General features: G+C 38.3%; 22 protein-coding genes. 9 read left to right on the top strand and 13 right to left on the bottom strand.

The features are described from left to right. Positions 1–138: 138 nt before the first annotated feature. The 3 genes from recR to F902_RS11325 form a co-directional block, all read right to left on the bottom strand. Entirely contained in the window at positions 139–735 is a 597-nt protein-coding gene (gene recR, locus F902_RS11335; protein ID WP_004653413.1) for a recombination mediator RecR, read from the bottom strand. Between the two features lie 105 nt (positions 736–840). Then, positions 841–1170, bottom strand: a complete 330-nt coding sequence (locus tag F902_RS11330; protein ID WP_004653412.1) for a YbaB/EbfC family nucleoid-associated protein — start codon at positions 1168–1170, stop codon at positions 841–843. 12 nt (positions 1171–1182) lie between these two features. Continuing rightward, entirely contained in the window at positions 1183–2370 is a 1188-nt protein-coding gene (locus F902_RS11325) for an O-succinylhomoserine sulfhydrylase (protein WP_005203528.1), read from the bottom strand. Between the two features lie 135 nt (positions 2371–2505). On the opposite strand from F902_RS11325, the gene F902_RS11320 reads away from it, so the two are divergent. Both F902_RS11320 and F902_RS11315 read left to right on the top strand, forming a co-directional pair. Then, on the top strand, positions 2506–3591 hold the full coding sequence (locus tag F902_RS11320; protein ID WP_005203527.1) for an alpha/beta fold hydrolase: 1086 nt from the start codon (positions 2506–2508) through the stop codon (positions 3589–3591). Between the two features lie 3 nt (positions 3592–3594). Further along, entirely contained in the window at positions 3595–4467 is an 873-nt protein-coding gene (locus tag F902_RS11315) for an NAD(P)-dependent oxidoreductase (RefSeq protein WP_005203526.1), read from the top strand. 100 nt (positions 4468–4567) lie between these two features. Here F902_RS11315 and F902_RS11310 read toward each other — a convergent pair whose 3' ends face one another. From F902_RS11310 to F902_RS11290, 6 genes are all read right to left on the bottom strand, one after another. Next, entirely contained in the window at positions 4568–5125 is a 558-nt protein-coding gene (locus tag F902_RS11310; RefSeq protein WP_005203521.1) for an isochorismatase family protein, read from the bottom strand. 44 nt (positions 5126–5169) lie between these two features. After that, entirely contained in the window at positions 5170–5346 is a 177-nt protein-coding gene (locus tag F902_RS22640) for a hypothetical protein (RefSeq protein ID WP_171061119.1), read from the bottom strand. Between the two features lie 118 nt (positions 5347–5464). Next, complete coding sequence (locus F902_RS11305) at positions 5465–5767, bottom strand: TM2 domain-containing protein (RefSeq protein ID WP_005203520.1); 303 nt, start codon at positions 5765–5767, stop codon at positions 5465–5467. Positions 5768–5944: 177 nt separating this feature from the next. Next, positions 5945–6733 carry a DUF4882 family protein gene (locus F902_RS11300; RefSeq protein ID WP_005203519.1) on the bottom strand — a complete coding sequence of 263 codons (789 nt, stop codon included), beginning with the start codon at positions 6731–6733 and terminating at the stop codon, positions 5945–5947. Positions 6734–6896: 163 nt separating this feature from the next. Next, positions 6897–7106, bottom strand: a complete 210-nt coding sequence (locus F902_RS11295; protein WP_004807234.1) for a hypothetical protein — start codon at positions 7104–7106, stop codon at positions 6897–6899. A 48-nt stretch (positions 7107–7154) separates the two neighbouring features. Further along, positions 7155–7748 carry a LysE family translocator gene (locus F902_RS11290; RefSeq protein ID WP_005203518.1) on the bottom strand — a complete coding sequence of 198 codons (594 nt, stop codon included), beginning with the start codon at positions 7746–7748 and terminating at the stop codon, positions 7155–7157. 365 nt (positions 7749–8113) lie between these two features. On the opposite strand from F902_RS11290, the gene F902_RS11285 reads away from it, so the two are divergent. Both F902_RS11285 and F902_RS11280 read left to right on the top strand, forming a co-directional pair. Continuing rightward, entirely contained in the window at positions 8114–8557 is a 444-nt protein-coding gene (locus tag F902_RS11285; protein ID WP_026057554.1) for a BLUF domain-containing protein, read from the top strand. A gap of 199 nt (positions 8558–8756) precedes the next feature. Beyond that, entirely contained in the window at positions 8757–9074 is a 318-nt protein-coding gene (locus tag F902_RS11280; protein ID WP_004807239.1) for a DMT family transporter, read from the top strand. A gap of 307 nt (positions 9075–9381) precedes the next feature. Here the strand turns inward: F902_RS11280 and F902_RS11275 are convergent, their stop codons facing one another. The 3 genes from F902_RS11275 to F902_RS22890 form a co-directional block, all read right to left on the bottom strand. Next, positions 9382–9969 (bottom strand): lysozyme, encoded by a 588-nt coding sequence (locus F902_RS11275; RefSeq protein WP_005203517.1) that lies wholly within the window; start codon positions 9967–9969, stop codon positions 9382–9384. 918 nt (positions 9970–10887) lie between these two features. Continuing rightward, on the bottom strand, positions 10888–11349 hold the full coding sequence (locus tag F902_RS11270; protein WP_005203516.1) for a hypothetical protein: 462 nt from the start codon (positions 11347–11349) through the stop codon (positions 10888–10890). A gap of 92 nt (positions 11350–11441) precedes the next feature. Continuing rightward, positions 11442–11723, bottom strand: coding sequence for a hypothetical protein (locus F902_RS22890; protein WP_005203515.1), 282 nt, complete (start codon positions 11721–11723; stop codon positions 11442–11444). An 828-nt stretch (positions 11724–12551) separates the two neighbouring features. Here F902_RS22890 and F902_RS11260 point away from each other — a divergent pair. The 3 genes from F902_RS11260 to F902_RS11250 all read left to right on the top strand — a co-directional run bounded on the left by F902_RS11260 (position 12552) and on the right by F902_RS11250 (position 14687). Beyond that, positions 12552–12821, top strand: coding sequence for a YARHG domain-containing protein (locus tag F902_RS11260; RefSeq protein ID WP_004807247.1), 270 nt, complete (start codon positions 12552–12554; stop codon positions 12819–12821). A gap of 97 nt (positions 12822–12918) precedes the next feature. Continuing rightward, the gene (locus tag F902_RS11255) at positions 12919–13332 is read left to right on the top strand and encodes an HIT family protein (RefSeq protein WP_005203514.1); all 414 of its coding nucleotides are present in this window, start codon (positions 12919–12921) and stop codon (positions 13330–13332) included. Positions 13333–13586: 254 nt separating this feature from the next. Beyond that, entirely contained in the window at positions 13587–14687 is a 1101-nt protein-coding gene (locus F902_RS11250; RefSeq protein WP_005203512.1) for a porin, read from the top strand. A gap of 107 nt (positions 14688–14794) precedes the next feature. Here the strand turns inward: F902_RS11250 and F902_RS11245 are convergent, their stop codons facing one another. Then, positions 14795–15673 (bottom strand): LysR family transcriptional regulator, encoded by an 879-nt coding sequence (locus F902_RS11245; protein WP_004807253.1) that lies wholly within the window; start codon positions 15671–15673, stop codon positions 14795–14797. A gap of 146 nt (positions 15674–15819) precedes the next feature. Between F902_RS11245 and speB the strand changes: the two genes are divergently transcribed. Both speB and F902_RS11235 read left to right on the top strand, forming a co-directional pair. Beyond that, on the top strand, positions 15820–16782 hold the full coding sequence (speB, locus tag F902_RS11240; protein WP_005203510.1) for an agmatinase: 963 nt from the start codon (positions 15820–15822) through the stop codon (positions 16780–16782). 52 nt (positions 16783–16834) lie between these two features. Beyond that, complete coding sequence (locus F902_RS11235) at positions 16835–18151, top strand: MFS transporter (RefSeq protein WP_005203508.1); 1317 nt, start codon at positions 16835–16837, stop codon at positions 18149–18151. Positions 18152–18195: the final 44 nt, after the last annotated feature.

Below are 18195 nucleotides of genomic sequence, written 5' to 3'. Positions count from 1 at the left end.
CCTTTTCGCCCGTCAATAGTGCCACAAATCACAATAAATAGATCTACGATAATGTTAGACAATATGTAAAATTTAATTATTTGTTTAAATTAACAGCATGAATTTAATATAAATATATAAAAATGCGAATGAACTCAGCTATTTCATTCGCATACGGTTATGTACAGCTTGACTTAAGGTATGACTATCTACATATTCCAGTTCACCACCTTGTGGCACACCTTGCGCAATTCGAGTCATGTGAATCGGTAAATGCTTGGTTGCTTCAACTAAATAATGTGCAGTCGCTTGCCCTTCTACCGTCGCATTAGTGGCTAAAATCACCTCTTGAATCTGCCCTGCGCTGAGCCGCTGAATCAAGTATGGAATTCCGATCTCTTCCGGGCCGATACCATCCAATGGAGAAAGGTGTCCTCCGAGAACATGGTACTTCCCACGAAAACTGCCACTCTGCTCAATTGCCATCACATCTGCTGGTGATTCAACTACACAAAGCAATTGTTCATCTCGCTCTACTGAAGCACAAATATCACAGATTTCATTTTCTGTTAATGAATGACAAATATGGCACTCATGAATATGGCTCGATGCTTCATGTAAAGCATGAGAAAGCGCAAATGCACCTTCACGGTTTTTCATTAACAAATGTAATGCCATACGCTGTGCTGATTTGGGACCAACACTTGGCAATATACGTAATGCTTGAACTAATTGTTCAAATCGTTCACTAAACACAAATCAACTCTCATAATCTCCCTTGCGGAGCTACAACCGCTCCTCACCCATCTTTAATAAAGAGGGGGTACTCCTCCCTTTTTTTAAAGGGAGGCCGGGAGGGATTTAAAATAAACCAGATAAGCCAGGTGGTAAGCCCATACCAGTGTTCGCACCTTTTAACTTCTCTTCAGAAATGGCTTCTGCTTGACGTGCGGCATCATTCATCGCAGCAGCAATCAAATCTTCAATCATATCTGCTTCGTCTTGTAATAAATCAGGACTAATTTCGATACGCTTAACCACATTACGGCAAGTCATGGTTACTTTAACTAAACCACCGCCAGCTTCCGCATGAACTTCAGTTTTTGCAAGCTCTTCTTTGGCTTTTTTAAGATTTGATTCCATATCTTTTTGCATGCGCTGAGCTTGCTGCATGAGCATATTAATGTTCATAAGTTTCTCTCGTTAAATTAAATCTAAACCGCGTGATATGTCGCGAATAATATCATCAATGTCTTCTAAACCAACAGACACACGAATCAAACCTTCTTCAATTCCTGCAGCTTGTTTAGCTTCGGCCGACATTCTACCATGCGAGGTCGTTGCTGGATGCGTAATTGTTGACTTAACATCACCTAGATTACTGGTAATCGACAAGAAACGGGTGTTATCGATCACAGTCCAAGCACCTTCACGCTGGCCTTTCACCACAAAAGATACAACACCACCAAAACCTTTTTGTTGTTTTTTCGCCAACTCATGTCCAGGATGATCGACCAAACCTGCGTAGTAGACCTTTTCAACTTTTTCATGTTGATGCAGCCATTCCGCTAATTTTTGTGCGCTCTCGCAATGGGCTTTCATACGAATGCTCAGTGTTTCCAAGCCTTTCAAGAAAATCCATGCATTGAATGGACTCATTGAATTACCCAAAGTACGAATCACACCATTTACTTCTTCAAGCAAGTCATTTTTACCAACAACTGCACCACCAAGCGCACGACCTTGACCATCAATATATTTTGTTGCTGAATAAAGTACTAAATCCGCACCAAACTTAATCGGTTGCTGTAATACTGGCGTACAGAAGCAGTTATCGACTGCAAATAAAGCACCATTGGCATGGGCGATATCTGCAATAGCCCGCATATCACCCACTTGTGCCAATGGATTTGACGGCGTTTCGATAAAGAGAATACGCGTGTTTGGACGAATCGCCTGTTTCCAGCCATCCAGATCATCCAAATCGACAAAAGTCACTTCAACTGCAAATTTCGCGACATATTTTTCAAATAAAGCGATGATTGAACCAAATACCGCACGAGAACAAATGACATGGTCGCCCGCTTTTAAATAGGCCATACACATTGCATGTACAGCAGCCATGCCTGAACTGGTTGCGACCGCACGTTCTGCGCCGTCCAATACCGCCAAACGCTTTTCAAAAGCTTGTACTGTTGGATTGGTATAACGTGAATAGGTATTACCAGCGATTTGCCCAGAGAATTTTGCTGCAGCATCAGCCGCACTTTCACACACAAATGATGAAGTCAGAAAAATTGGCTCACTATGCTCACCTTCAGAGGTACGATCATGCCCTGTGCGAATTGCCAGTGTCTCTAGTTGGTATTCTAAATCATCGCTTGGATTCATCGTTCTGTATGCCTTATGATCATAATGAAGAAATATGCCAATATTTTGAGCGCCTAAGGTATTTAAGGTCAAGGCGTAAGATGAAATTATCGCTTAGACTTCGTGCAATCTTGACTCATGATGAGACTTTCTAAGATGAAATCGCTTGTGGAACAGCAAAAAATAAATTTTAAACATCTGGCTATGCGTGTCTTCGATGCCAACAAACTGGTTTTGTCCCAATCGACGCCGTATCAAGTGATTGCTCAATTTAAACAAACCCGTGTCCGTTTCTATGCTTCAGAGAACAAACGCTATAAAGAACCACTGGTATTCGTTGCACCTTTAGCAATCAATATGGATATCTATGACCTGTATCCTTACCGTTCATTGGTCAAACACTTTCAGGAAAGTGGTTTTGATGTTTATCTGATTGATTGGGGTAAGCTTACATATAAAAATTATCAGATTAACTTTCTATCTTTTATTGATAACTTTATTCCTAAATGTATTGAAGCCATTCAAAAACATTCTAAATCTGAAAAAATTTCACTACATGGTTGGAGTATGGCGGGGATTTTCGTCACGCTTTATACGGCACGCCATCAGCCGAGTGTAGTGAAAAATCTTGTGGTCTTAGGTAGTCCGATCGACAGCTATGCTTCGGGTTATATTGGCAAGTTATATAAAACTTTGGCTTATCTGACTAACCGTAACCCCACCATTAAAGATTACATCTATAACCGTTTACCGAAGTTAATGATTCATTCACCAGGCTTCCTAAACTCGCTGGGATTCAAACTGTTAGATCCTAAAGGCTGGATTGATGGCAATATCCAGTTATTGAAAAACTTGGATAATCTAAAGTTGGTACAAGAAGATGCGACGCTTAGCCACTTCTTAAATAACATGATTGATTATCCGGGTGGTGTGAACCAAGACATGTTGTTTAATGTCTGGTTGCAGAATCCTTTAAAAAATGGCGCGATTCAGCTCAAGAACAAAACTATTGAACTCAAAAACATCAATTGTTCTCTATTCGTAGGTGCAGGTAAAGGCGATCAACTGGTGACTTCTGAGTCCGCATTCCCGCTGACCCAGTTGACAAGCAGCCAAGATGTCACGTTTACTCTTATCCCTGGCGGGCACTTGGGTTTGATGTCCAGTCAGAACAGTTCAATTGAGTTCTGGCCAACACTGACGACATGGTTAGCCGAACGATCAACACAAATAAAAAGGTAAAGTATGACTCAATCTGTTGCATTCATTGGTTTAGGCGCTATGGGCTATCGTATGGCAGCGCATCTTCCTAAATATTTCGAAAACGTTTTTGTCTGGAATCGAAATTTTAGTAAAGCAGAACAACATGCAACAGAATATGGAACTCAAGCCGTTGAACTTGCTCAAGCGGTACAGGCCGATATTATCTTTTCTTGTTTACCGACCAGCGATGACGTTGAAGCATTAATCGAAGGTATTGAAATTAAGTCGGGCTCGATCTGGATTGACTGCACCAGTGGAGTGCCCGAAGCAGCACGCCGTCTGGCTGAGAAATTAAAAGCTCAAAATGTGGACTTTTTGGATGCACCTGTTAGTGGACAAACCATTGGTGCTGAAAATGCAACTTTAACTGTCATGGTTGGCGGTGATGTCAATGCATTTGAACATGCTTACCCTGCAATGGCAGCAGTCGGTAAATTAATTCAGCATGTAGGTGAATCTGGTGCTGGTTTTGCGGTAAAGGCCATTAACAATATGCTACTGGCTGTGAATTTGTGGTCAGTTGCCGAAGGGTTTAGTACTTTAAAAGCGCACGGTGTCAATTTGGATGCGGCACTGAATTGTATTAACGCCTCTAGTGGCAAAAGTCTGGTTACCGAAACCATTTTCCCGCAGCGTGTATTAAGTCGTGAGTTTCCTGTGACGTTTGGATTACCTTTACTGGCGAAAGATACAGGCATCGCGCTTGATCTTGTCAAGGATGCTAAGCTCCCTGCTCCGATTTTGTCGTTAACGCAAAGTTTGATTCAAGCAGCGAATTTAACGGCTGAGACCAATAGTGACTTCTCTGCAGCCGTTAAATTGTATGAGTCGTGGAGTAAAATTACGCTGAAATAGGATTTATTCTATATAAAACTTTATCTGTAAAATATTAAAAACCGCTCTATTGAGCGGTTTTTTAAAACATATAAAAATTGTTATTTATAAACTTTATATATCAGACTCTCTTAAAAACCACCTCATTCACCGATGCACAAATCCTAATTTCATCACCAAGCGACCACTCTGCTGCTCTCGCCGCCATCGCAGCAGGTACACCATGCGATCCTGGTCCTGCTGGCACATCATATGTTGCATGGGCGTCATGTGGTAACAATACGTCATAACCAAGCTCTAATGCAGCACGTGCAGTTGCTGCAACACACATCTCGGATAGAGCACCACATATTGCGAAAGACTTGATCTCGTGATCGTCCAATATCTGTTGAAGTAGGGTTCCACTAAAACCATTATCTTGATTTTTTCTTATGATAAATTCATGAGATTGTGGTGGAAAAAATAGCTCCCAACCAGCTTGATATGGTTCATCTAAAGCCCCTATATCTCCATCATTTTGCAAGAAGATCACGGGAGTCTTAGTAAAGCGAGCTTTAGCAAGTAAAATACTGATCGATGAAGTGAGTTGTTTAGAGTCAGGCACAGCACCACGTCCTAATACAAAAGCATTTTGCATATCTACAATAACCAATGCATCGACGATATTTTCTAGAATCAAAATAGTTATCTCCTATTGATCCATGAACATGTTATTTATCGCTTTTATTTATTATTTACATCAATTTTGAAAACCTTGCCATTACATACTGAAACTGTATATATCTGCATATCTATCTCATATACATATTCAGTCGCTTCACATAAGCGACGACCTTCTTTATGTATAAAGTATCTTGGAGAGGTTTTACCCATTTTTCTAAGCAAATCGCTTTCACCCATGTGAATAAATTCGTAGGATGAATGCGTTGAATAAATCCAGCCGTGCTAGAAATTCTATAACTTAAAATAAGAAAACCCTCATATATAATGAGGGCTTTCTTGATAATTCTGATCTAAATTATCCGTATTTTTTTGCAAACTCTTCATCACTTGAGCATAGATAAATGATGAATTCAATAAATGCGATAAGTGAAGGAATAAAAGTCCAACAAAAGATTAGATATAAAAATCCTTGCCCGATTCGCCCTAAATAGAATTTGTGTACACCAAAGCCACCTAAAAAGAATGCAAGTAATGCTGCGGCAACTCTACTTTTTTTACCTATCGTGACTGTTTGTTGTCTAACCCCACATTTCGGACAGATCTCAGCTCGACTATCAATTCCTTGCCCACACGCAAAGCAAAATTTCGTTTGACTCATTAATTTATTCCAATCTTTTATTTATTGCGCCGAGATTCTCTCACTCTACTCACCAATATTCAATATAAGGTTATTATTTATATAAAGTTATTAATCTGAATTATATTTGATTATTATATAAATTTCTTTTTTTTAAGACGTCATAGCGTAATCAATTACCTCCCGAAGGAGGTCTCTTTAAAGTGTTGTTCCACAAATATCTTTTGTTCCTGTAGGGTAAGTATTTGCAAGTTTTGTATGGTCAGTAATAAACTCTATAGATAAATTTTGCCCAACAACAGATGCTGATGTCGCAATAGCTCCAGTGCCCCCACCTGCCATAAACGATAAAGTAGAACCATTGCTATCATAACCTGAGATATAACCTTTGTTTACTCCATTAAAAATATATCCAATCTGTTTACTATTTTGATTCACATAAAAACCGAAAGTCTGATAACCATCAGCAGTATTTTCAGGTTTTAAGGTCAACACACCAGATGACTGTGTACCACCATTAATTAAAAGCAGAATATTATTGTTTGTGTTTGTGGACTGACCATTCATATGAATTAAAGCGATATTAAAGGCATTATGATTACTATTCGTTGCAGCAATCAGAATTGGGAAAAAAGTTATTGTTTCACCTGCGGGTAGAACATAAGTTGGAATTTTTAACTTGATTTCAAAAGCAACTGTACCACCAGCAGAAATTACCTTATCTCCAGGCACATCTTGAAAAGCAAGATTTGGATAACTAATTTTATTATTCGCGAAAGCATTACTCATGGCCATATAAGATTTCACACTGCTACTTGCCTCTACGTTAAAACTTGCTTTTGCACCTAGTAGGTTAGGAAACCTAGTCATAGTTGAATCAATTTGTGATAGCTGAGCCTGTGTGGCATCTAAATTATAAGTACAAGCAGCAAAGCTACTCCCCATAATCATCGTACTCAAAAACGTCCCTAAAATTATCTTTTTCATATACTAATCCTTTTTATAATAGAACATTCAGTATACATTTTTTATTAAATTAGTCAGTAAAAACAGATAAATGGGTGCAACTAGCGTTTTTCTGTTGTCAAAAGGAAGAATAAAAACCCACGTCTAAACGTGGGTCAATGTCTTCAAGCAATGGTGAATCAATCTACACAGCCCCGACATATCGATAAATACTGCCGTCTTTGGGATTTTCAAAGAGTAAATCCATATTGGGTAGAAGAATCTCCCCTTCAACTTCAATGTGTTCAATTCGTTTAAAGAAGGGAATTTCTTGATCATTAACAGCTTTTACTTTGGCTGTCGCGATCTTCTCGGCCTCAAATTGATCCTTTACCTTAATTTTTATAGTGTTCATTAAAAACTCCAATTTTTTAAATTTTAAATACAACAGCGAAACGAAAATTTAGAACGATGAAATAGCTGAATAAGCCAACGGCATCGCAAAGAAAGTTAAAACAAATGCTGCTGAACGTTGTAAGTTGCGTTGATTCAGCCAAGAGATTTTGTTGGAAATTAAAATAGATCCAAATGCAATCCATAAAAAAGCAATTGGAGTGATCAGTGCTAAGAACGTTCCCATATGAACAACATATTCATGTAGGTTGAGCCAAGCAGTATGTGGAAAAATAGCTGAAGCAAATAATAAAGCTTTAGGATTAAGTAAGGTTGCTACAAACAAAGCCTTAGAGGTAATCAAAGGTTGATCCAAATCAAACTGTTTTGTTGAAGTAATCCATAACTTAATTGCCAAATAGATAATAAAAGTCGCACTCAGTAACTTAATGAGCGGTGGTAGCCAAGGCACAACGTGTGAAACAGACTCAAGTAAAAAGCCCCATGTCGTAATGGCAATAAAATAACCAATAACCTCTGCGGGGATCAATTTCAGTGAACCTTTAATACCCGTTTGGATTCCAGACGAAGCCAATAATGTATTCGTTGGACCTGGTGTTAGTAAGATCGTAATGATCAAACCAATAAATAGAAATGACACCATAGACAAATACCTTTGCTAAGTTTCGCAAACGCAATATGGCAAACTAAATCTAGTCTTGTCGACAAATTGGTTGTAACCAAAAATATTGTTTTCATTTTTTTACATTATAAATCAGTATCTTATTTTATTAAAAATTAAATTCAGAACTTAATCAACTTCGCATAAAAACGAGATTAAAATCACATTTTCTTAATAATTCCATGTAGATAGCCCAGCTCTAGTTCACATAATATTTCAATTCTCAATAAAAGTTCATAGATAAAATAAAAGTATGAAGTCTGCGTACTTGGTTACAGACTAAAGTATACAAAGTATTGTTTTTTCTATATAACATGAGTTCAACCTTCAAAATGAGCGTACCCATGATGAAGTCTGTAAGGCTTTTATACGTAAGTAAAATTAAGAATATTGACTCGAACTTAAAAAAAGATTTGATTAAAATCCTCGATGAAGCTGTAGACTTTAATTATCGTAATGATATTAGAGGTGTTTTATATTATGGTCATGGCTATTTTGTACAATGCTTAGAAGGTCAAAAGAGCATCGTTGATGATTTATTTTATAACAAAATTGTGAAAGATAAACGCCATATCAATTGTGAAATTCTCTATTACACTGAGTGTGAGAATCAATTTTTTTCACAATGGTCTATGAAATTTTCACCAGTCAACCAGAACATTTCAGACTTTTTCATGAAGTACCATTTAGAAGAATTCAACCCTTACCTGCTAACGGCTGAAACCGTTGAGAAATTTGTTTCTGTTTTAGCTGGTGAACCTGAATATGATGTACAAGCATATGTTTCGTGAGTGAATAAATTATTCATTGAAATTAAATGTCTAAAAGTACCCTTACCAGATAAATTTTACCAATCGGAATAAAATTTAACAAAAAAAAATTGAATGAATTGCCCATTAGTGCTTATATATGTTGTGAAGAGGACGACCTCTTTGTTCAATTTTTCAAGCTTTGGGACGACCTAAAAAATATTATTAATGAGGTGTCGAAATGGCTTGGGCTTATTTAATTTTAGCTGGTATTTTTGAAATCGTATGGGCATATTCTATGAAAATGTCTGATGGTTTTACCAAGCTCACCCCTAGCATCATTACCATTGTATTCATGATTTTGAGTTTCGGTTTACTGGCTGTCGCTATGAAGACCTTGCCTTTAGGCACTGCTTATACGATTTGGGTCGGAATCGGAGCTGTTGGTGCCTTCCTGATTGGAATATTCTTCTTACATGAACCTATGGGTTTTTTACGCCTATTAGCAGCAGCATCTATTGTATTCGGTGTGGTATTGATGAAAGTGACAACACCTTAGTTTTCAATTGTATAAGGCCCTCAATTGAGGGCTTTATACTACAGAATTCAATGCTAATTTTTATTTATTTTAATAGATATAAAATAAGCAATATCCAAATTAGAAAACCAACTGTAAGAATGTAAAGTGCTGTTGTATCAAATTTAGGATTCCTATCTGCGGGCATACATAGATTTGAGCTAGTAATGAATTCGGAAGCACAATTAGAACACGCCCTTAATCCAATGGAACGCCAAACTTCGTAAACCCTAGCTGGTATTTCGAACCCAGAACATTCTTCAAATATCTATTCTTGCTTTATATGGCCTTAACCTCTTCTTAGAAACAGCTTTCTCTCAGCCTCCCGACGGCGAACTAATCCATTTAAAACCTTACCACCACCCTTATTCCAAACCAAAAACTGGTCTGCCGCATCTTGGTACGCTAGTGCATTCAAATACTTTAGCAATGTCGAATTCTTAAAAGCATTGCTACCAATGTTATATGCTAATGAAACCAGAGCATCAAATTGATTCTGAGAAAGTGGAACAGTGACAGCTTCATTTATAGCCTTTTGAAAGTACTTTAAATCATGTTGAAAAAAAGACTTTGCTTGCTCTAATGTACAATAATCCCCTTGCTTAACTCGAACACCTGTTGGATAAACTGTGGTACCAAATCCAATAGACCACACACCAACCCCATCGTCATAGGCATGTAGCTTTAAATCCTCAAAGCTTGTGATAAGATTGATACCATGAGCACTTATAGACATTTCAAAATCAAAGGCTGCACCTAACATATCGCCAGTATCATAAGCCGTTGCAACATTCATTTGCTTATCTTTAGCATCATTCCGTTTTTGAGGGGGCCTAACATCAATGAGCTTGCGGAAATAATCCAAGATAGTCTTCATGATTCCTCACTTACCATTTTCACATCATTCGATCTAACCAAATAAATCCACAATATCATTCATAAAGACTAAAAACCGTATATTAACGCTAAATATATCAAAGCACTGACAACCCTTAACGTTCAATATTTGCATTACATCATCTCTAACCAACCGATCAAAACCTATTGAATGTAACAATATGCTGAATAATCACAATATCTCTTTAATCAACATTACTCATAGCCTACCAATTAATCTTCATTCAATTGCCTTCAGTCAACATACTAGCTAAAATTATGCTTGCAGGAGCAAGGACTTCCCGATGGATGTATTCGTACTTCACAGGGTTCCTGCCGTTGGGCCAATTTTAACCGGGTCTGCTTCCGCAAAGGTAACGCCTTGGGAAGCCTAAAGAACGAAGGACGCCGCCCCTAACAGTTTCCTTTGAAGCTGAGTAGGATAAAAGAATCATGGTCACAGTGAAGTCTTTATTAAGAGCCCGAACTATGGGCTTCTATTTTGTAGTCCTTAACAATTTTGTTTTATCATTCAATTTGAAGCAACAGACTCACCCTTCTAACTCCACTTTCCATACTTTAAGCTGTATAGTAAATTCAGGGTTATATACAATTAAAAAGCCCACTCGATGAGTGGGCTTCCCCTTAATTCTTTTTGCGCTGAATGAAGGTTATTGTTGTTTAGTTATTATCAAACAACAAGGCAAATATAGATAAAAGTGTGATGCAAATCAACAAATTTATACTTATTTTAAGAAAATTTTAAAGCTGAGCTACATAATGAGTGATTTTAGCTCAGTTTAGGCAAAACTTATTTCTTCTTGTTGAACTTGGCTATCAGCACAAGAGAAGCATTAGCTAATCATAAGCACTAGAGCTAAAAAGCCCACCTTTCGATGAGCATTTAAACGAACTGAATTTATTCTCCAACTGGAACTGTTAATTTAAGCTGATTATTTTTTTGCTCTAAAGGCATATGATTTTTCTGGGTAATTTTTTGTTGATAATCTCGGTCTGATATGACGCCTCTATTTCGAGCCTTCTGCAGTGAATTTAATTGTTGCTCATATTCATACGCATTTAAAGCACGAGTATCATTGTTTTTTAGAAGATATTGAGATCGTTCAAATGGGCTCATATTAGATGTATTTGACCGAGTTTCATACATCTTCGCCGCATTTACATCACGCTGATTTAGACGATCTTGCTCTTGTTGCTTTGCTGACTCAAAAAAATCAACATGCTCACGACTTTTGATCTCATATTCAGGTATGTCATTTTTTAAGATTAAAAGTGATGGAGGCTTATTAAACAAATCATCAGCACTATACACAGAAACAGTCACAACTGAATTTATTAGAAATATTAATATTTTTTTCATTAAGTATACTCAATATAAAATAAATAAAGACAAGGATATATTTTATAATTTCTACACAATTCTTTCAAATTTAAACACTAAAGACCAACACATCAAGAATCTTGTCGGTAAGTAATTTTATCCATTCTATTGGTACAATACTTGTATTTCTCCTCTTTATTTTCAATACCGACCGTATGAACACATGAACAAAAAAGTAGTACTTTGTTATACTCAATGTTGCTTGGTACATCTACCCCATAACATTTACTGTCAATTTCGCTTAGTCGGGGCGCCATAATCCATTTACCTGAGTAAAAGGGATAGCCGAGTCCCCCTATAACAATAATGATCAAGATAAGGATAGCAAGGTTAGTTTTAATATATTTCAGCATTTTTCATATTCTTGTTAAAAAACTTAGCTTTCAATGGCGTTTAGATAATAAATCAAAAAATTAATTTAAAAAACCACATAAATATCAATCAATTATATTTAAATCTAAGACGCTTCGCAATCAAAAGATTAGAATTACTTCCAATGCAAGTCCTGTATTCACTATAATAGCCGTGCAGGAGCAAGGACTTCCCGATGGTTGTATTGATACTTCACAGGGTTCCTGCCGTTGGGTCAGTAATTTTACTCCCATTGACACAAGCGGTAATTAACAATTATTTAAATTGATTAAGATAAGCCCGTAGTCAATCGAAAGAACGAAGGACGCCACCCCAAAGGCTCACTATTTAGTGAGCCTTTATTTTTTAATCCGCGTTACTCTTATTCATTCTAAATATTTTGAATAAAGCATTCACGATCCAATTTTTATGATTTCAAATCCATTTACAATCTTCATTGTTTATTCTGCAATTGAACAAAATACAACCCAGAATATCATGTACATTTTATTTTGTTAAAACATATATGGCAGCAATCAATATATAAATAAACCTTTAAAAAGAGCGAAATACTATAAAACAAGCAATTTAATGCACAATAAAAATCATCTTAATCATTTGTTTTATATAAAATTATAATAAAGCTCTTGATATATAAGGCTTTTCCATATTATAAGGATAAATTATGGAGTAAACTTACACTCGTACCATACAGTTTCATTGAAATTTCATTAATAAACCTTATATTGGTATATGCGTAGCGATCAAGCGCCATATGGATCTATTTCATACAGCATTGATTTATACTTTTTTGATTAGAGGAACACCTCATGAATAAGTTAATGGTTGCGGTTTTTGCTGGCTTAATTACCCTCACAGGTTTTAGTGTACAAGCTGCAACACCAGAACAAGAATGTAAAAAGTTACAGGATGACTCGAACCTGATCTATGCATCTAAAGGATTCTGTTTTAAAGACGCGGATGCTAAAGCGAAGTTTGGTAACGAAAATTGCCATACGACTAAGCCAAAGTTTTCTGATAAAGAACAACAACGTCTTGATGAAATCAAAGCTCGTCAAAAAGAGCTTAACTGCAAATAAGCAGCCAAATATCGTGTTTTAAACGCCCCAATTCACTCTCTGATCACGGAGAGTGAATGCTATTATTGAAAAAATAAGCCTATCTAAAGGATGAATCATGGCATACGATGACCAAAATATTTTTGCACGAATCCTTCGTGGTGAATTACCTGCAATCAAAATCTATGAAGATGATCAGGTTCTCGCGTTTATGGATATTATGCCCCAAGCAGATGGTCATGCTTTAGTGATTCCAAAGACACCAGCAGTTACCTTATTGGACCTCCCTGCCGATGCGGCTGCATATACCATCCAGATCGTGCAGAAAATTGCCAAAGCAATGGAAACTGCCTTAGATGCCAAAGGTATCGTACTTATGCAGCTTTCTGGTGCAGCAGCGGGACAAACTGTCCCTCATGTGCATTTCCATCTGATCCCTAGTTCAGTGCATGAACTTGGTCGCCATGCGGCAAAAATGGGTGATCAGGAAAAAATTACAGCACTCGCTGGAAAAATCAAAGCTGCACTTTAAGTTCTTATTTTTATAAAGACGGAGTTTTTACTCCGTTTTTTATTGTTTGCTAATTATATAAAAAATAATAAGAAATATAATTATTACTAAATATGAATCGTCATCAAACTGTCATTTTTCTTTCACTTCTCTGTCACAAAGTTTACCGATACTGCATACAAGTCAGTGAGCTATGTAACTTTATGTACATAAGCAAGCTCATAACAGTAACTAAGGCATCAGCCATTTACAAAAAGTGTTTTGGAGAAATCTCAATGAAAAAATTGCTTCTTGCTGCTACTGTAGCAACTTTAGCCATGAATGCAGCGCAAGCAGCACCAACATTGTATGGTAAGCTCAATGTGACTTTAGATCAAATTGATAAGAATGGCTTTAAAGACGAAAGCGTAACTAAAGTAAACTCAAACGCTTCTCGTATCGGGGTAAAAGGTGAAGAAAAGCTGACTGATAACCTTTCAGCAGTTTACTTAATTGAATGGCAAATCAGTGCAGATGGTGACGGTGATGTATTTAGTAACCGTAACCGTTATGTCGGTATTAAGTCAGATGGTATCGGTACTTTAAAAGTAGGCCAATATGACTCTTACTTTAAAACAGCTGCGGGTAACAACCAAGATATTTTCAACGATCACAACGAACTGGATATGACCGCTGTTTTGGCTGGTGAAGATCGTTTAAAAAACGTGATCGGTTTTGAAACTGATAAAAAATTACTTGGTGGCCTAGCATTCAACATCATGTTCCAACAAGGTGAAGAATCATCTACTGTATCGAACAATGCAAAAGGCCAAAAAGGCAGCCGTGATAGCTTTGGTGATGGTGTTTCAACCTCAATCACTTATGAAAACAAAGACTTCGGTTTAGCTGCAGCAGTTGCAGGTAACTTTGGTGTTGCATCTAAATACAATGCTTATAACAGCGAATTAGGTGGAAACATTTACTCTGATGCAATCCGTGTAACAGGTTCTTTAGACTTAACACCTGCAGGTGTTGATGGCCTAGTGTTTGGTGCATTATGGCAAACAACTCAACCAACTGATGACACAGTAATTACGACAAGCGGAACTCCAGCTGTTGTAACGTCTTATAAAGGCTTGCAAGAAGATGCTTACGGCGTAACTGCTGCATACGTAATTCCATCAACGCCAATTAAGTTAAAAGCAGAATATATCTCTGCAACAACTGAAGTAAATGGTCGTGATGATCGTAAACAAGACCTTTATGGTGTAGGCGCTGATTACCAAATCAATAAACAAACACGTTTCTACGGTGTTGTAGGTCAACAAAAACGTGATTGGTTAGTGAAAGATGATAAGAAAACAACCATCGGTTTAGGTATGGAATATAACTTCTAATTTGAAGCTACCTCCTATCTTATAAGAAAAAGGGCGATCTTGATCAGCCCTTTTTCTTTTGTATTACACTGACAATACTTTGATATTTCCTAACTCGGGAGCTCCCATCAAAAAAAGCCTTTGATAATTTTACGGAAACTCTGAATAACAGGATCTTTAGTTCTGCCTCGTCTAAAAATAAGTGAAAATGGTGCTGTATAACCAAATGTTGCTGGAAGTAGTACTTTTAAGCGTTGTTGCTCCACCCAATATTGAGCAAAATGCTCTGGCAAATAACCAATATATTGCCCTGATAAAATAAGCACCAATTGCGCTTCCATCGAATCAACTGTAGCAAAAGAATGCTTAAATCCTTGTTTGGCCAATTCGGTATGACTCCAATAACCACGACTGACCATTTTTTCACGTCGAATAATTTCGGCCGTTAGACCTTGCTGTTTATATAAGGGGTGCGTATCACTACAAAATAACCATTGCTGTTCTTTGTGCAAAGCTTGATACATCACGCCATTCATTTTCAGAAAAAAAGATCCAATCGCAACATCAAAACGATTTTCCAAAATCCCCATCTGCAACTCATAGGGAGATTGCACCTGCAATTTAATATAAACATTTGGATTCTGTTCTGAAAACTGTTGGATGATTTGATCTAAAGGGATATTTCGATCTGTCACCATCGAATCCAGCATCCCTATTTTAATGGTACCCGTCAGTTCGCCCTTGATCTGTGCAGTGTGCCTAGAAAAATTTTCTAACTCATTCAGTATGCGCTTGGCTTCCTGAAAAAACATTTCACCTTTTTGAGTGATTGCAAAACCACCACGTCCACGTTCACATAACTTGAAACCGACCATATGTTCCAATTGATTCATATAGGTACTGATGGCCGAGGTTGATAGGTTGAGCTCTTGCTGGGCATTGGCAAACCCTTGATTCTTTACAATACTGACAAAAATTCGAACTAACTTGATATCCATATGCGTCATGGCTTTTATCTCAATTTTCCCTCTGCCTCACTTCATCTTAAAACATTCTTGTAAAACTTAGTTTAGAAAAATCAAAACTAAGTTTTTAAAAAATAGGATTTAACCCTGTTCCGAGCTGATCAATAAATAAGAAAAAGGAGAAGCAAATGAACAAGCGCTTAAATCAACCGCTCGGTGGCAACGAAATGCCGCGTTTTGGTGGCATTGCCTCAATGTTACGCCTACCAGTTGTCGATAATGATGCAGGTTTGGCCGAACTGGATGCGGCTTTTATTGGGATCCCTCTAGATATTGGTACATCTTTGCGCTCAGGCACGCGTTTTGGCCCGCGGCAAATTCGTGCCGAATCGGTCATGATTCGCCCATATAACATGGCAACTGGCGCAGCACCATTTGATTCACTCAATGTGGCTGATATTGGTGATGTCCCGATCAACACCTTTAATTTGACAGAAGCGGTACGCATTATTGAAGAACATTATGATCGCGTACTGGCCCATCCGATTATTCCGCTCACGATTGGTGGTGATCACACGCTGACTCTTCCAATCCTACGTGCAATCCATAAAAAACATGGGCCTGTTGGTTTGGTTCATATCGATGCGCATGCAGACGTCAATGATGAGATGTTTGGTGAAAAAGTCGCACATGGCACCACCTTTCGACGTGCTGCTGAAGAAGGACTACTTGATTGTCAACGCGTTGTGCAAATTGGTTTACGGGCTCAAGGCTATAGTGCAGATGATTTTAATTGGAGTCGACGACAAGGCTTTCGGGTTGTTCAAGCTGAAGAATGCTGGCATAAATCGCTCGCTCCCTTAATGGAGGAAGTGAGAGCGCAAGTTGCTGGCGGGCCTGTGTATTTATCCTTTGATATCGATGGGATTGATCCTGCTTGGGCACCAGGGACAGGAACACCAGAGATTGGTGGTTTGACCACCATTCAAGCCATGGAAATTGTCCGCGGCTGTCAGGGCCTAGATCTGATCGGCTGTGATTTGGTTGAAGTCTCACCGCCTTATGACACGACAGGCAATACCTCATTGCTTGGTGCAAATCTGCTGTATGAAATGTTATGCGTCCTCCCAGGGGTAAAAATACGTAAATAACGTCCCACAATAAAACAAGAAAAACACATGGATAAAAATAGGTCGAGATGGAATGAAAAAAGATCAATCAAAACGGGCTGCTGCCGCGGCCTTCGTTGGAACAACAATCGAGTTTTATGACTTCTATGTTTATGCCACGGCTGCAGCTCTCGTGCTCGGCTTGGTATTTTTCCCTGAAACCGATCCTGTAACAGGGACATTAGCGGCTTTTGCAACCTTTGCTGTCGGTTTTATTGCCAGACCGATTGCTGCCGTTATTTTCGGGCATTTAGGCGATAAATTAGGTCGCAAAAAAATGCTGCTATTTACCATGCTGCTGATGGGACTGGCCACCACTGGAATTGGCTTGATTCCCAGCTATGCGCATATTGGGATTTGGGCCCCTGTTCTTCTAATCGTACTACGCTTTTTGCAAGGCTTGTCAGTCGGCGGTGAATGGGGTGGCGCAGTACTCATGGCCAGCGAACATGCTCCTACCCATAAAAAAACTTTTTTCGCCTCTTTTGCCCAAATGGGCAGCCCAGCAGGTCTGATTCTGTGCCTTTTAGTCTTTAAAGGTATTACGTCTTTGGATGAACAAGCCTTACTCAGCTGGGGCTGGCGTGTGCCTTTTTTACTCAGCTTTGTATTTATGCTGATTGGCCTTGCTATCCGTCTAGGCGTAGAAGAATCCCCTGAATTTAAACAGATGCAAGCCAAGCAAGAAATAGCCAAATACCCAGTAAAAGAGTTGCTTAAAAACTATTGGCCTCAAGTAGTTTTTGCTGGACTGGCGATTACCATTGGGACAGCGGGTTTCTTTTTCACCAATACCTTCATGATTAGCTATGTCACTCAATATATGGGAATCAGTCGCCCCACGATTTTAGATGCTTTGTTTTGGGTCACTCTATTTGAATTTTTAGCCATGCCAATTGCAGCTTGGTATGCCAGTAAAGTGGGGACACATCGTTTTCTGTTCTGGGCTGCAATCCTCTGTATCGCCATTCCATATCCAATGTTTATGCTGGTGAGTACCCAAAATATTTATTACATCGTGTTGGGGATTACGCTTGCGGTCATTGCGCTGTCTTCTTTATATGCCGTTGTCGCTGGCTTTATGGCGGAAGCTTTTCCTGCACATGTCCGTTATTCAGGGATTTCCATTTCCTATCAAATGATTGCGGCAATCACCAGTGGAACCACACCCATCATTGGCACTTTGTTGGCTCAACATTATGCAGGCCAATGGCTACCTTTGGCGTTCTTATTTAGTTTTCTCTCGCTGCTGTCCCTTATTGGCATTTGTGGCATTACCCGACTAAGAAAAAAGCAACTTTCTCAGGAACAGGCTGAACAAAAGCATGTCAGCCCCAAACAAGCCGCTTAATGGATGAGCAAACAAGCAAACCTGAACCTGATAAATGGATATTA

The sequence above is a fragment of the Acinetobacter higginsii genome (assembly GCF_000369525.1).
Taxonomy (GTDB): Bacteria; Pseudomonadota; Gammaproteobacteria; order Pseudomonadales; family Moraxellaceae; genus Acinetobacter; species Acinetobacter higginsii.
This window is presented reverse-complemented; position numbering and strand designations above follow the sequence as displayed.

Coding starts and splice junctions, on each gene's coding strand:
- F902_RS11330 (WP_004653412.1), bottom strand. CDS start 1,170: ATGAACATTAATATGCTCATGCAGCAAGCTCAGCGCATGCAAAAAGAT.
- F902_RS11325 (WP_005203528.1), bottom strand. CDS start 2,370: ATGAATCCAAGCGATGATTTAGAATACCAACTAGAGACACTGGCAATT.
- F902_RS11320 (WP_005203527.1), top strand. CDS start 2,506: ATGAAATCGCTTGTGGAACAGCAAAAAATAAATTTTAAACATCTGGCT.
- F902_RS11315 (WP_005203526.1), top strand. CDS start 3,595: ATGACTCAATCTGTTGCATTCATTGGTTTAGGCGCTATGGGCTATCGT.
- F902_RS22640 (WP_171061119.1), bottom strand. CDS start 5,346: ATGGGTGAAAGCGATTTGCTTAGAAAAATGGGTAAAACCTCTCCAAGA.
- F902_RS11305 (WP_005203520.1), bottom strand. CDS start 5,767: ATGAGTCAAACGAAATTTTGCTTTGCGTGTGGGCAAGGAATTGATAGT.
- F902_RS11300 (WP_005203519.1), bottom strand. CDS start 6,733: ATGAAAAAGATAATTTTAGGGACGTTTTTGAGTACGATGATTATGGGG.
- F902_RS11295 (WP_004807234.1), bottom strand. CDS start 7,106: ATGAACACTATAAAAATTAAGGTAAAGGATCAATTTGAGGCCGAGAAG.
- F902_RS11290 (WP_005203518.1), bottom strand. CDS start 7,748: ATGGTGTCATTTCTATTTATTGGTTTGATCATTACGATCTTACTAACA.
- F902_RS11285 (WP_026057554.1), top strand. CDS start 8,114: ATGAAGTCTGTAAGGCTTTTATACGTAAGTAAAATTAAGAATATTGAC.
- F902_RS11280 (WP_004807239.1), top strand. CDS start 8,757: ATGGCTTGGGCTTATTTAATTTTAGCTGGTATTTTTGAAATCGTATGG.
- F902_RS11275 (WP_005203517.1), bottom strand. CDS start 9,969: ATGAAGACTATCTTGGATTATTTCCGCAAGCTCATTGATGTTAGGCCC.
- F902_RS11270 (WP_005203516.1), bottom strand. CDS start 11,349: ATGAAAAAAATATTAATATTTCTAATAAATTCAGTTGTGACTGTTTCT.
- F902_RS22890 (WP_005203515.1), bottom strand. CDS start 11,723: ATGCTGAAATATATTAAAACTAACCTTGCTATCCTTATCTTGATCATT.
- F902_RS11260 (WP_004807247.1), top strand. CDS start 12,552: ATGAATAAGTTAATGGTTGCGGTTTTTGCTGGCTTAATTACCCTCACA.
- F902_RS11255 (WP_005203514.1), top strand. CDS start 12,919: ATGGCATACGATGACCAAAATATTTTTGCACGAATCCTTCGTGGTGAA.
- F902_RS11250 (WP_005203512.1), top strand. CDS start 13,587: ATGAAAAAATTGCTTCTTGCTGCTACTGTAGCAACTTTAGCCATGAAT.
- F902_RS11245 (WP_004807253.1), bottom strand. CDS start 15,673: ATGACGCATATGGATATCAAGTTAGTTCGAATTTTTGTCAGTATTGTA.
- speB (WP_005203510.1), top strand. CDS start 15,820: ATGAACAAGCGCTTAAATCAACCGCTCGGTGGCAACGAAATGCCGCGT.
- F902_RS11235 (WP_005203508.1), top strand. CDS start 16,835: ATGAAAAAAGATCAATCAAAACGGGCTGCTGCCGCGGCCTTCGTTGGA.